Below are 12,079 nucleotides of genomic sequence, written 5' to 3' on the forward strand. Positions count from 1 at the left end.
TGTGGATGTGAAAGCGTTCATTGCGGTGTGCCCATGCCCGTGGGGCGGAAGATCAGGGGATAGGCCCAGGTCTCCGCAAACGCACTCTGCTCACGACCTGCGTCCATCCATCGCGCCGTGACGCGGACCAGATACAAGCCCTGCAATGGATTGCCGTCCTGATTCTTCAGTTCGAGTGGCTCCCTCCGGATGATATAGGTGAAGGCTCCATCCCTCACCTCATTCTCGGTGACCAGGGGCACCCTCGTGTTCTCCACCATCCATAACGGATCCCGCGTGGCTTCCTGCAGGAGGTTATCCAGGCGCGCCTGGACATTTCCCTTCTGCCGCGCGGCAACTGAGGTGCGCCCACTGGAGTTGATGGCCTCGATGAGTGCCACGGCTGCCATGCCAAAGATGAAGACCGCGAGCATGGTCTCCAGCAGGGTGAAGCCCGCCTCATGGAGGCAGCGCCTGCGGCGCCACGTGCCTTTCGGGTACATGATGGGGGCTGCAAGTTTCATCGCGCCACCATGCGCTCCTCTTTCGCCGCACCTGTGAGCGGATCCAGCGTCACCTCAAACCATGACAGGCCCCTCTCAAAACGCGCCGTCAGCGGTTCACACAACCCGCTGGGAGTAATGATGAGCCGCTGGCCCTCCGCGGGCGCAAATTTCTCTGCTCCAAACCGGCGTAGCGAGAGCGCCATGCCGGGAGGCAGGGTGACTCGTTTCACCGGCACAGGTGTATCGTCGCCCGGTCTCGGGATGCGTAGTGGCATCGCCGCGCCCGTCTTGTCGAAGACCAGTACCTGCGGCCTCTCATACAAAGTCGCGCGGCGCACTGCTTCTGCCGCGAGTTCCTTGAACTCCAGCACCGGCTTGCGCAATTCCTGCTCCTGCATCATGCCATCGAAACTCATCGTTCCGAGACCGACGACGAGGATGATGATGACCAGCACGATCATCAACTCCAGCAGGGTGAACGCACCCGTCCGCAGGGTCAAGGCCACGCCAAAGCGCGGCTCATGCCTCAGACGGAGGGACTTCATGGCGCTGGTGGCTACCAGTTTCCAAGGTCGTCCTGCGTGCCATCCAGGCCATCCTCGCCAAAGGAATACACATCGACCCCGGACGGATTGTGCTTGCCCGGGTTACGGTAGCCCATCTTGCGCTGCCACGGATCCACGATGCCGTCAGACTTCACAAGCTGCTTCCACTGGCGAGGTTGGGGGGCGACGGTCGGCTGGCTCACCAGCGCATCCAGTCCCTGCGCCTGGGTGGGATAGCCACCATTATCGAGACGGTAGGATACGAGGCTCGCTTCCAAGCTGCGCACCTTCGCCTTGGTGGTATTTTTCTCAGCGCTGGCGGTGATGTTCTGGAACATGAGAGCCGCGCCACCGATGATGAGGCTGATGATGAGGAGCACCAGCATCATTTCCATGAGGGTGAAGCCGGCAGTGTCAGCCCCAAACCGGGCCTGTGACCGAGTGGCATGCGAGGAAATTTTCATGGGGTGAGTCTAGGGAGTTTCGCCGGGAGGGGCAAGGGAGAAGCAAGTGACGGTAAGGACATAAAACACCTGATGAATGTCACGTCAGCGCTCCTGGATTTGCTGCAGGGTGCTGAAGACGATGCTGATCATCACCCACACCATGCTGCCCACCAGCACCGCCATGACCAGCATAAGCACCGGCTGCAGCAGTGCAGTAGCGTGGTCAATCGTCTTGGTGAGCTGACGATCAAAGCGCTCTGCTGCTTTCTCCAGCGCATCCGCCATTTCACCGGTCTGCTCACCCACGCGGATCATGTCGACCACCAGCGGACGCATCACCCCCGTTTTTTCCATCGCGCGGCTCAGGGAACCGCCATCGTGCACCGCCGTCTCCACCGAGACCAATTGCTCACGCAGATAAAGGTTCATCGTGGCCTTCCGCACCAGCTCGAGTGCCCGGTGCAGGGGCAGGCCGTTCTTCAGGAGATTGCCCAGGGTTTCCAGAAACTGTACTTCAAACCGCGTGCGCAGCACCGGGCCGTACAAGGGCAGGTTTAGCATGGTGCGATGCCACCACGCGATCCGCCCCTTATCTTGGAACAACAGGTGTACCACAATTGCCGTCAGGATGGCAGCGATGACAAAGAGCCACCACCATGTCTTGATGAAGTCACTGGCGTTCAGCATCCACTGCGCCATCATCGGAAGCTCCTTCCCCGTGCTCTGCACCAGCTTTGCCATGCGCGGGAGGAGGAAGGTGACCATGGTCACCGCCAGAGCGATGCCTGAGACGACGATAAACGCAGGGTAAATCAAAGCCCCGGTCACCTTGGAGCGGAGCTGCTCCAGCTGATTCAGGTGGCGTGCCTGGCGGTTCAGGATGGAGCCCAGGGCACCGCCCGCCTCACCCGCGGAGACAAGATTGCAGTACAGTTCATCAAAGGACGGACTCACCTGATGCAGCGAGCTGGAGAGCGGCAGACCATCCCGCACACGCTCACGCACCGAGGTGGCAAGCTGGCGCAGCACAGGCACGCTCCGGTTCTCCATCGCGTGAAGAGCCTGCTCAAGCTGAAGGCCCGCCGTCAGGAGGTCGCACAGCTCCTCGGTGAACTGGATGACCTGCGCGCGGGTGAGCTTGATGGGGCCCGTGGGTGCCGCCCCTTTCGCGTTGCCAGCCTTTCCAGACGCCCCTGCCTTCGCCGGAGCAGCGGCGGCAGTCTTTGATTTCGCGGAGCTTTTGTCGGCCTTGTCTTTGTTGCTGTTCTTCTCCTTGGTGGCAACAGCGGTAGCGGACTTGCCATCTTCCGCGTTCAAGGAAAAGGGCTGCAATCCGCGTCGTGCAAGTTTCCGCACCGCCTCTCCACGATCCGCCGCATCCAGCGTGCCAGCACTGCGCTGGCCGGAGGTGCTCATGGCTTCGTAACGAAAGGCGGGCATGCAGTGCGTTCTCCGTTTTTCCAGACTATTACAACTTAGGGGGCGAGGCAGAAAGGCTAATCCATGAAATCCTCACTCGTCACACGCATGACTTCCTCCACCGTGGTCGCGCCTTCCAGCACCTTGCGCCAGCCATACTCGCGCATGGAGATGAAACCGTCGCGTCGCGCCTGGCGGGTGAGTTCGTTCCCACTCGCCTTCCGGCTGATGAGATCCTGCAGGGCCGGGGTCACCATGGCGATTTCATAAATGGCCATGCGTCCGAAGTGACCCGTGCCGCGGCATGCCTGGCAGCCCGTGGCGCTGGCGGTGAAGAGCGTCTTGCCCAGCCCCTCGTGGAAGCCACAGGCCTTCAGTTGCTCATCGCTATAGTGCGCCGGTTTGCGACACTGCGGACAGAGGGACCGTACGAGACGTTGTGCCAGGAAAGCGCGCACCGAGGATGCTACAAGGAAGGGCTCCACCCCCATTTCCACCAGACGCGTGATGCCGCCCACGGCATCATTCGTGTGCAGGGTGGAGAAGACCAGGTGGCCGGTAAGCGAGGCGCGCACGGCGATTTCCGCAGTCTCCAGGTCACGAATTTCCCCCACCATCACCACGTTCGGATCGCCGCGCAAAATGCTCCGCAGGCCGCTGGCGAAGGTGAGATTGATCTCCGGCTTCACCGCAATCTGCACCACGCCCGGCAGCTTGTTTTCCACCGGATCCTCAATGGTCACGATGCGGCGTTGCACGCTGTTCAGCCGCGAGAGGAAAGTATACAGCGTGGTGCTCTTACCGCTGCCCGTGGGCCCTGTCACCAGCACGATGCCGTTCGGCTTGGCCAGCAGGCTCTCCACCTTTTCCCGGTAATCCGAGGTGAGGCCCAGCTTCTCCAGCGTGAACTTCTCCTGGCCCAGCAGTCGGAGGCTGATGCTCTCCCCTTCCACACTCGGGATGCACGCCACGCGCACGTCAATGCTCTGGCCTTCCAGCTTGAGATTGATACGGCCGTCCTGCGGCAGGCGCTTCTCCGCGATGTCCAGCTTCGCCATCACCTTGATGCGCGCCAGCACGGAAGCCTGCAGCGCCTTGATGTTCTCCGGCACCGGCGTCTCATGCAACACACCATCAATGCGGTACCGGATGCGCAGGTTGTCATGCAGCGGCTCCACGTGAATGTCCGTCGCGCGCTGCGCCAGCGCCTCGCGGATGATCTGGTTCACGAACTTCAGCACCGAGGCCTCCGCGTCATCTTCGTCGATGATGTTCGCCTCATCGCGGAGATGATCATCCTCCGAGTCCTGATCGCGGGACTTCATCAGGTCCTCAAAGGTATCCGCGCCCACCCCGTAGAAGCCCTGCAAAGCTCGCAGGAGTTCATCCCGTGGCGCGAGCGTCCAGCGTACCGGCATAGTGACCGTGCGCGCCACGGCCTGGCGTGCCATGAGATCGAAGGGATCGTAACACGCGACGACCAATGCGCGCTTCGCCTGCTTTCCGGCACCGTCTTTGCCTTTATCCTTGTCGTCTTCCGACACGGCAGGCGCGGATGCTTCACCTTCCACCGCAGCCTCATGACTGTTCGCATCGTTCGCGCCAGCGTGGGCGGAAACAAAGGCCAGTGGCAGCAGGCGGTGCCGCAGGGCCAGGCGCGGGGGGCATTCCTTTTTCAGTTCCGCCGCTTCGTCCATGTCCGGCTGCAACTCCGGCTGCCAGGGCCATCTCAGTTCATGGGCGAGCGCCCTGAGAAATTCATGCTCGCCGAGCGCAGCCTTCTCCAGCACTGCGTCAACCACCGGCTGGCCGCTCACGGAAGCCTCGCGTGCCGCGGTCTTCACCAACTCCAGATCCAAGCTCCCGGCGAGTGTGGCGGCAGTGAGCAGGGCATTCATGGGCACGACAATAGCACAAACCTACGCATCGATGAGCACACCACAGCTCTACTCGGTCGGATTCTCGACCTCAGTCTCCGTGGCCTCCACCTCTTCTTCATCATCGTCGTCACCACTGACCGGGCGATAACCTTCCCGCTCCAGTTCCAGCTTCAGATGCTCCACCGCCTGTGCCAGGGTCAGGTTGTCGTCATTCACCCGGTTGGTTTCCTTTTCATCCAGCGTGATCTTCACATCCGCTGTCCCGGCTGCGCCGATGCTTCCGTCCCGGGCCTCGCTCTCCGCCTCGCTCTCGTCATCCGCGCTTACCAGCGTGCCGTGCAGGCTCTTGGCCACCCGCGCCGTGATCGTTGAGGTCGGGTTGCTGATTTTCACCGTGTGATTGATGTCACCCAGCGCCACAATCGCCCCTTCTGCCGTGCCGAGACCCGTGCTCGCGGAAATCACCGCCTTCTTGTCCCCGCTTCCGCTCACTGCGGTGAAGAGCCGGCCACCGCCGGACGCCTCCAGGTACCTCCGCCCGTCCTCCTTCGTGGTCAGCAGGAATGTCGCATCCCCACCCAGCAGAGGTGCCACCACATACCCTCCCTCGAACGTGTGAAAATTGATGCCCTTGGCATCGCTCGTGTCGAACTTGTACACCAGCACCTGCCCCATCCCCACTCCGGGCAACAACAAGGCCGCCAGCAGGAAAATCCACGAAGTGATAGAGTTAAACCAGCGCAACATGGGCGCCAGTCTAGGGGGACGCTAGAGAACTGTCAATCCACGCACCGTTGAGGAATCGACAGATAAAGAAAGTGGCCGGTCGCGTGCCTCTCACTTCACACCTCGCCAGGCCAGACCGTGCGATCAGTCTGCCCTGCGGATCTTCCGCTTCAAGCAGAGACCCACGAACTGGATCACCAGGCCGGACACCACTGCAACCGCACCCGGTTTGATCTGGGTGCCCGCCAGCACCTTCTTGAGGTCCGGCATGGGCATGCCCTCCGCCGTGGCCTCTTCAAACTTCCGGCCCAGTTCCTGCAGGGTGGACCACTGATCCCACGCCATCCAGCCGAGGGCTCCGACGGCGACCAGCCAGCAAATCCAGCCAAAGACCGGCTTCGGCACCCACGACATCCCCACCACCGCCACCGAGGCCGCGATCATCACCATCGTGAACGTCCGGCTGATTTCGAACAGGTTGATGGTCTGCAGCCCGGGAATGTTCAACGCCACCTCGCGGGCACCCCACACCAACATGGCCGCCCCCATCAGGGCCAGGACGAAACGAAAGAAGGGCGGGCGGAGGGACATGTCTCGATGCGGATGAAACTCTTTCCTTTTCCTGGCTGGCTGGGTTTCGGTTTCACCCCACTGGGAGGTTTTTGCAAGTGATGTCAGCAGAGTGCTCATGGGAGTAGCCCCCCGTCCGGCGCACTCCTGGCGGTCGAAATGCGCCGGTGGGGGTTTGGGGAACCGCCATTCCCATCGCCGAAAACAGCAGTTCCTTAGTGACTGCATTTGGATTTCCCAACGATTGTGACAGGACTTTCAACATTCCTTCGGGGACAAGGGTCACAATGCCCTGACATTGTCCGAAATCCCCAAGTGCCCCGGGGGCAAGGGCAGGCAAAAAATATCGTGGCTCCGGGCCATACTTCGCGTATGCTTGATACCCGGGCAGGCTCGGTTCCTGCTGTCTCCGAGGCTCCGGTCCAGTTCCCTTCCCCGCCATGAGTGACCACTATACGACCTCATCCTTTCCCAGCACCACGACTGGCCGGGGACAACACGACCCCAATTTCGTCACGCGCTGGGACGTCGTGAATCGCGCCAAGGATGGCGCTGACAGCAAGGAGGGCCTGAGTGCGCTGGAGGAGATCTGCCGTATTTATCGGCACCCCATTTATGTCGCTCTCCGCTTCAAGCATGGTTACGAGCACCATGACGCGGAGGACATCGCGCAGTCATTCATCACGTGGCTCATCCACGGCGGCTACCTGCGCCGCGCGGATCCAGAGAAGGGACGATTCCGCTCCTTCCTGCTGAGCTACCTGGACAACTACGTTTCCAACCATCGCCGCAAGCAGCAGGCGCAGAAGCGCGGTGGGCGCATCGTGCACGTGGCTGCGGAGTTCCCCAGCGAGACGAACCGCACCGCGGTGGAACCCCGGGACGAAAACACTCCGGACAAGGAATTCGATCGCGCATGGACCGTGGCCACCTTCCGTGAGGCGCTGGATCGCCTGCGCGCGAAATTTACTGCGGAGAACCGCGGCGAGGAATTTGAAACGCTGCAGGAATTCCTCCTGCGCAAGCGCGGTGAGGGCGAGAGCTACAGCACCGCGGCTGCAAAACTGGGCATCACGGAAGTGAACATGCGCCAGCGCGTCTCGCGTTTCGGCAGAAAATTCCGCCAGACCCTCGAAGAGGTGATCAAGCCGATGGTGGCGGAGAAGGAGCTCGACGATGAGCTCAGCTACCTCTGGCGCTGCTTCGAGAAGTAACGCCGCGCGTTCGCTGTTCGCTCCGGCTTCAAATCTCAGGGTGCCATTCCATTTCCCCGGCCAGCAAATCACCAGCCGGGGCCGCCCGGGGAACTCCCGCCCGGGTTAGCGTCCATGTGTGTGTGAAAGCGCGACAGCCGCGCCATCAGATGCTGTGCTTGCCCATGATGTGACCAGGCTCGCGGAGCACTTCCATGGTGCCCCACAGGGCTCCCAGCGTCAGCAGCAGCACTCCCACGGCATAGGGCAGACCAAGGATGAAGATGCCGAGCACTTTCAGCCAGGCCACATGCTCCACTACCATGGAGAGAGACGTGCCGAGCAGGAAGAAAATGCCTGCAATGCCCACCAGGTCGAAGGGTTTGCGGGGCGTTTCGTAGCCCGACATTTTCGCAAACCAGGGTGCCACAAGGCAAACCAGCCCGAGTACGATGAGGTCCAACATAGGATTCACCTCCCTTCCAATAAATTGCGACAGTGGAAGGAGCGGCGCGGTTCAACAAATTGGCGGATTTATACTCTTACCTATTGCACTTCGCGGCATCCAAACGGGCGGACCCCTTACACGGGTCAAACTCTTTGTATGCCATCGCCAGACCCGGTATAATTGTATTTCTGTCTCCAATGCCTTTGAAACTGCATCTCTGCCTGCTGCTCGCCTGCCTGTCGGTGAGTTCGTCCCGGGCATGGGGGAAAGAATTTCGTCTCGAGGATCTGCTCTCTGTGCAGCAACAGGTGCAGTCCCAGTATGACCGGGCACGCCAGGCCGTGGTCACGGTGCAGTGCGGCGGCGGCACGGGGAGCGGTGTCATCGTGAGCCCCAGCGGCCTGATCCTTACGGCGGCGCACGTCACGGAAGGTGGCAAAAAAAAGTGCAACATCGTGCTGCACGACGGCCGGACTGTGGAAGCCACCAGTCTCGGCGTAGATAATGCCACGGATGCCGGCATGCTGCAGCTCCCCCCTCCCGCCAAGGCCTGGCCCTACGCTTCCCTCGCCCGCGATGTGCGTGAGCTGAACGTGGGACAGTGGTGCTTTGCCGTTGGCAATCCCGGCGGCTGGGACGCGGCTCGCGGTCCGGTGCTACGCATCGGCAAGCTGGTGAAGATCGCGCCCAATACCCTTCAAAGTGACTGCGTGCTCATGGGAGGAGACAGTGGCGGCGGCCTCTTCAACCTGAATGGCGAGGTCATCGGCATTCACAGCCGGATCTGGAAGGGACGTGACCAGAACCTCCATGTGAGCATGGCCCCCTTCCTGCGCGCCTGGGACGCCATGAAAAAGGGTGAAACCATCTCGCTCTGGGAACAGGGCAATGGTGGCTGGATCGGCGTCTACACTGAAGGCACGGATACAGGCCTTGCCGTGCGCAAGATCGCCCCGGACTCACCAGCCGTGAAAGCCGGCCTGAAGGAAGGCGACGTCATCCTCAGTGTAAACAACAAGAAGATGGCCGAGCGCGGCGACTTCCGGGATGCCATCCGGGCCCGGCGTACCGGTGAACTGGTGACGCTCAAGGTGAAATCGGGTGATGTGGATCGCCTGGTGGAGGTGAAGCTGGGGAGACAGCCGCAGGAGTAGAGAACCTTTGGCAAGCTACCCATTCGTATGGACACATCAGCAGCACCAAAACCATATACAGAGTGGAGAGTCGATGCCTTCAATCGCGCCGAGGATGCAGCACATACGTTTGGATATCATTTGATGCAGCACTGCCGAACAGAAGCATTGAAGGTTGTTGAGTCCTCTCCTGTTCCAGCAAACAGCAACGACCTTCAAGAATTGGTCGCCACTGCCGTGGACACCGCTCTTCACAACGTGATGGATTTGTTGGAAGGCTTCTGGGCAACGAAAGCCGGCCCCGAACACCGGGTCGAGTACGCGCTTTCGGTATGCGTTAAAGAGTCGGAGGAGGACTCAATATTGGAGCGCATTGAAATCTCACCGTGTCTCCTGGACCTCCCGATTGGCTATTGGAATTGGAAGGACGGAAGTTTCCAATGACTTTTGATAACTGCATCTCCTATCTCGGCCTGCGAACGTTGCTCGCATTGGCTTCGTTGCTCACCGCGATCCCCGCGCTGACAGCAGCAGAGCCCTCTGTGCTGAGGGATGACGACCGCACCAATGGCAGCAGTACGCTGGAGGCGCTGGGGAATATCCCCCAAGGTGCCATCGCTGCCACCATCCGGCTGGGAGCTTCACGCACGCACGCCGTGCCGGGAGTGATCGTTTCGCCCGATGGCTACATCCTCACCGCAGCCAGTGAAGCCGCGCAGCGCAAGCCCTTGCGCGCCTATCTTACGGACGGCACTGCGGTGGACGTGCGTGAGGTGAAAGAGGATGACGCCCTCAATCTCCTGCTCCTGAAAATCGAAGGGGCCAGCCTCCCTCCCGTCAAATGGGGAGAATCCGCCTCCTTCAAGATTGGGCAGTGGGTCTTCTCCATGACCGGTCCGTCCAAGGAAATCCGCATGGGGGTGATGAGTGCGCGGCGCCGTGCCATCCCGGACTCCGGCGCGGTCCTGGGTGTCCGGTTCGGCGTGGACGACGCGGAAGTGGGAGTGACCATTGAGGAGGTCGCAGACGACAGTCCCGCGGACACGGCCGGGCTTAAGGCCGAGGACGTGCTGATGGCGGTGAATGGGGAGAAGGTCTTCCGCAATGAAAACGTGGCGCGCATCATTTCCGCCCACCGGCCTGGGGATATCTTGAAGCTCCGCTACTCCCGCAAAGGCGCGGAATCCGATTGCGAGGTGAAGCTCGCCAGCAAGCAGCACGTGGTCATGAACTGGCAGGGCGAAGACTTCGCCAACCACGGCGTCTCCCTGCGCACGGACAATTTTCCCGAGGTCATCCAGCACGACCTGCCGCTGGATCCAGAGGACATCGGAAGCGCCCTGTTCGATCTCGAAGGCCGCGCCGTCGCCCTCAATATCGCCCGGGTGGATCGAGTGACCAACTACGCCCTTCCTGTCGAATCCTTCCTTCCCAAGATGACCAAGTGGATGGAAGAAGATCGGAAAAAGAACAGCCCAAAAACCGCCTCGGCGGTGGGAGAATAGAATAGCTGGTGCGGCCCTATTGACGGCGGCGCTCTGACCGTTCACTCTCCACGCATGCGTTATCGCCCGCTGCCCTCTTCGTTGTTCGTCGATGCCCGCAAGCAACTGCGCAAAAAGCTGAAGCCCGGCGCGGTAGTCATTCTTCACGCGAATGACACCTACCCCACCAGCGCGGACGGCACCATGCCCTTCGTGCAGAGCAGCGATCTCTTCTACCTCACAGGCGTGGACCAGGAGGAGACCGTGCTCATTCTCTTTCCTGATGCGCCGGATGAGAAACAAAGAGAGATGCTCTTCGTGCGCGAGACGAATGAGCACATCGCCATCTGGGAAGGTGAAAAACTCACCAAGCAACAGGCGGCGGATCGCACGGGCATTCCCGTGAAGTCCATTCATTGGCTGGATCGTTTCGACGATGTCTTCCGCAATGTGATGTGCCAGGCGGAGAACGTGTATCTCAACAGCAATGAGCACCTGCGCGCTGCAGTGGACGTAGAGACACGCGAGATGCGCTTCACCCGCCGGTGCCAGCACGAGTTTCCCCTGCACCACTACCACCGCCTCGCGCCCATCCTTCACGAACTGCGTGTCATCAAGAGCCCGGATGAAGTGAAGGTCATCAAGCAGGCCATCGACATCACCGGCTCTGCCTTCCAACGACTGCTTCATTTCGTGAAGCCGGGCGTGATGGAGTATGAGGTGGAGGCGGAACTCATCCATGAGTTCATCCGCAGGGGCGGACAAGGGCATGCCTTCTCCCCCATCATTGCCAGCGGGAAGAATGCCTGCGCGCTTCACTACAACACGAATGATTCCCAGTGTCAGAATGGCGATCTGCTGCTCACCGACTTCGGCGCACGCTACGGGAACTACAACGCCGACCTGACGCGCACCATCCCCGTAGGAGGCACCTTCACCAAATGGCAGCGTGCGGTGTACAACGCTGTGCTCAAGGTGCAGCGCGAAGCCAAGAAGATGCTCAAGCCCGGCGTCCTGCTGAAGGAATACCAGGAGAAGGTGGGAGCCTTCATGGAAGACGAGCTTCTGAAGCTGAAGCTGCTCACCAAAAAAGAAGTGAAGGAGGCCCGGGACAAGGATCCTGAGAAGCCGGCCTACAAGAAGTACTTCATGCACGGCACCAGCCATCACCTGGGTCTGGATGTGCATGATGTGGGCAGCTCGTGGCGTCGTATTGAACCTGGCATGGTCTTCACCGTGGAGCCCGGTCTCTACATCCGTGAGCAGGGCATCGGTATTCGCCTGGAGAACGATGTGCTCATCACCAAAAAGGGCGCGGTCGATCTCATGGACGCCATCCCCATCGAGGCGGATGACATCGAAGCCGAGATGGCTTCCGCGGCGAAGAAAAAGAAGTAGGAACGCCACCAGGCAAGGCCTCACCACTCCACTCGCTCGACTCAATCATGCGTGACCTGACCAGCTTCGCCAGCATGAAGCTCAAGGCCGCGCTGTTCATATTCATCGGGCTATTCTCAGGCGCGCTCGTTGTCTTTGGGTCTGAGTATTCCGCCTGGCAAAGAGCGTTGTTCCTCGTGATGTGCGTCTGGGCCTTCTGCCGGGTCTATTACTTCGCCTTCTATGTGATCGAGAAGTATGTGGATCCAAGTTTCAAGTTCTCCGGACTGGGAATGGCGGTGAAGTATCTGCTGACACAGAAGCGGAGTATGTCATCGTCCAATGACCCGACCAAATCGGAATAGGCGACTTG

At 60.5% G+C, this 12,079-nt stretch carries 14 protein-coding genes; 6 read left to right on the plus strand and 8 right to left on the minus strand.

Going from position 1 to position 12,079, the window contains the following annotated elements; all coding sequences use genetic code 11:
- Positions 1-17 precede the first annotated feature (17 nt).
- From G5S37_RS28895 to G5S37_RS28925, 7 genes are all read right to left on the minus strand, one after another.
- On the minus strand, positions 18-503 hold the full coding sequence (locus G5S37_RS28895) for a type II secretion system protein (RefSeq protein ID WP_165209404.1): 486 nt from the start codon (positions 501-503) through the stop codon (positions 18-20).
- The gene (locus G5S37_RS28900; RefSeq protein WP_240914739.1) at positions 500-1,030 is read right to left on the minus strand and encodes a general secretion pathway protein GspH; all 531 of its coding nucleotides are present in this window, start codon (positions 1,028-1,030) and stop codon (positions 500-502) included. The genes G5S37_RS28895 and G5S37_RS28900 overlap by 4 nt, the downstream gene beginning before the upstream one ends.
- Positions 1,031-1,041: 11 nt before the next feature.
- The gene (gene gspG / locus G5S37_RS28905) at positions 1,042-1,494 is read right to left on the minus strand and encodes a type II secretion system major pseudopilin GspG (protein ID WP_165209407.1); all 453 of its coding nucleotides are present in this window, start codon (positions 1,492-1,494) and stop codon (positions 1,042-1,044) included.
- 84 nt (positions 1,495-1,578) lie between these two features.
- Positions 1,579-2,916 carry a type II secretion system F family protein gene (locus G5S37_RS28910; protein ID WP_165209409.1) on the minus strand — a complete coding sequence of 446 codons (1,338 nt, stop codon included), beginning with the start codon at positions 2,914-2,916 and terminating at the stop codon, positions 1,579-1,581.
- 56 nt (positions 2,917-2,972) lie between these two features.
- The gene (locus G5S37_RS28915) at positions 2,973-4,793 is read right to left on the minus strand and encodes a type II/IV secretion system protein (protein ID WP_165209411.1); all 1,821 of its coding nucleotides are present in this window, start codon (positions 4,791-4,793) and stop codon (positions 2,973-2,975) included.
- Positions 4,794-4,841: 48 nt separating this feature from the next.
- Entirely contained in the window at positions 4,842-5,522 is a 681-nt protein-coding gene (locus G5S37_RS28920) for a hypothetical protein (RefSeq protein ID WP_165209414.1), read from the minus strand.
- 123 nt (positions 5,523-5,645) lie between these two features.
- Positions 5,646-6,092 carry a hypothetical protein gene (locus G5S37_RS28925; RefSeq protein WP_165209417.1) on the minus strand — a complete coding sequence of 149 codons (447 nt, stop codon included), beginning with the start codon at positions 6,090-6,092 and terminating at the stop codon, positions 5,646-5,648.
- A gap of 419 nt (positions 6,093-6,511) precedes the next feature.
- On the opposite strand from G5S37_RS28925, the gene G5S37_RS28930 reads away from it, so the two are divergent.
- Complete coding sequence (locus G5S37_RS28930) at positions 6,512-7,285, plus strand: sigma-70 family RNA polymerase sigma factor (RefSeq protein ID WP_165209420.1); 774 nt, start codon at positions 6,512-6,514, stop codon at positions 7,283-7,285.
- 145 nt (positions 7,286-7,430) lie between these two features.
- Here G5S37_RS28930 and G5S37_RS28935 read toward each other — a convergent pair whose 3' ends face one another.
- Positions 7,431-7,730, minus strand: coding sequence for a hypothetical protein (locus G5S37_RS28935; protein WP_165209423.1), 300 nt, complete (start codon positions 7,728-7,730; stop codon positions 7,431-7,433).
- Positions 7,731-7,909: 179 nt separating this feature from the next.
- Between G5S37_RS28935 and G5S37_RS28940 the strand changes: the two genes are divergently transcribed.
- From G5S37_RS28940 to G5S37_RS28960, 5 genes are read left to right on the plus strand one after another with little or no spacing between them, the layout of a single operon-like run.
- Positions 7,910-8,866, plus strand: a complete 957-nt coding sequence (locus G5S37_RS28940; protein WP_165209426.1) for a trypsin-like peptidase domain-containing protein — start codon at positions 7,910-7,912, stop codon at positions 8,864-8,866.
- 27 nt (positions 8,867-8,893) lie between these two features.
- A complete protein-coding gene (locus G5S37_RS28945; RefSeq protein ID WP_165209429.1) occupies positions 8,894-9,289 on the plus strand; it encodes a hypothetical protein in 396 nt (131 codons plus the stop codon).
- On the plus strand, positions 9,286-10,350 hold the full coding sequence (locus tag G5S37_RS28950; RefSeq protein WP_165209432.1) for a PDZ domain-containing protein: 1,065 nt from the start codon (positions 9,286-9,288) through the stop codon (positions 10,348-10,350). The genes G5S37_RS28945 and G5S37_RS28950 overlap by 4 nt, the downstream gene beginning before the upstream one ends.
- Before the next feature lie 54 nt (positions 10,351-10,404).
- On the plus strand, positions 10,405-11,727 hold the full coding sequence (locus G5S37_RS28955; RefSeq protein WP_165209435.1) for an aminopeptidase P N-terminal domain-containing protein: 1,323 nt from the start codon (positions 10,405-10,407) through the stop codon (positions 11,725-11,727).
- A 47-nt stretch (positions 11,728-11,774) separates the two neighbouring features.
- A complete protein-coding gene (locus tag G5S37_RS28960; RefSeq protein ID WP_165209438.1) occupies positions 11,775-12,071 on the plus strand; it encodes a hypothetical protein in 297 nt (98 codons plus the stop codon).
- Positions 12,072-12,079 lie beyond the last annotated feature (8 nt).

It is taken from the genome of Roseimicrobium sp. ORNL1 (genome assembly GCF_011044495.1).
In the GTDB taxonomy this organism is placed as follows: Bacteria; Verrucomicrobiota; Verrucomicrobiia; order Verrucomicrobiales; family Verrucomicrobiaceae; genus Roseimicrobium.

What these genes read in the sequence shown, in the direction of transcription:
- G5S37_RS28895 (WP_165209404.1), bottom strand. Translation starts at nt 503, where the DNA reads ATGAAACTTGCAGCCCCCATCATGTACCCGAAAGGCACGTGGCGCCGC.
- G5S37_RS28900 (WP_240914739.1), bottom strand. Translation starts at nt 1,030, where the DNA reads ATGAAGTCCCTCCGTCTGAGGCATGAGCCGCGCTTTGGCGTGGCCTTG.
- gspG (WP_165209407.1), bottom strand. Translation starts at nt 1,494, where the DNA reads ATGAAAATTTCCTCGCATGCCACTCGGTCACAGGCCCGGTTTGGGGCT.
- G5S37_RS28910 (WP_165209409.1), bottom strand. Translation starts at nt 2,916, where the DNA reads ATGCCCGCCTTTCGTTACGAAGCCATGAGCACCTCCGGCCAGCGCAGT.
- G5S37_RS28915 (WP_165209411.1), bottom strand. Translation starts at nt 4,793, where the DNA reads ATGAATGCCCTGCTCACTGCCGCCACACTCGCCGGGAGCTTGGATCTG.
- G5S37_RS28920 (WP_165209414.1), bottom strand. Translation starts at nt 5,522, where the DNA reads ATGTTGCGCTGGTTTAACTCTATCACTTCGTGGATTTTCCTGCTGGCG.
- G5S37_RS28925 (WP_165209417.1), bottom strand. Translation starts at nt 6,092, where the DNA reads ATGTCCCTCCGCCCGCCCTTCTTTCGTTTCGTCCTGGCCCTGATGGGG.
- G5S37_RS28930 (WP_165209420.1), top strand. Translation starts at nt 6,512, where the DNA reads ATGAGTGACCACTATACGACCTCATCCTTTCCCAGCACCACGACTGGC.
- G5S37_RS28935 (WP_165209423.1), bottom strand. Translation starts at nt 7,730, where the DNA reads ATGTTGGACCTCATCGTACTCGGGCTGGTTTGCCTTGTGGCACCCTGG.
- G5S37_RS28940 (WP_165209426.1), top strand. Translation starts at nt 7,910, where the DNA reads ATGCCTTTGAAACTGCATCTCTGCCTGCTGCTCGCCTGCCTGTCGGTG.
- G5S37_RS28945 (WP_165209429.1), top strand. Translation starts at nt 8,894, where the DNA reads ATGGACACATCAGCAGCACCAAAACCATATACAGAGTGGAGAGTCGAT.
- G5S37_RS28950 (WP_165209432.1), top strand. Translation starts at nt 9,286, where the DNA reads ATGACTTTTGATAACTGCATCTCCTATCTCGGCCTGCGAACGTTGCTC.
- G5S37_RS28955 (WP_165209435.1), top strand. Translation starts at nt 10,405, where the DNA reads ATGCGTTATCGCCCGCTGCCCTCTTCGTTGTTCGTCGATGCCCGCAAG.
- G5S37_RS28960 (WP_165209438.1), top strand. Translation starts at nt 11,775, where the DNA reads ATGCGTGACCTGACCAGCTTCGCCAGCATGAAGCTCAAGGCCGCGCTG.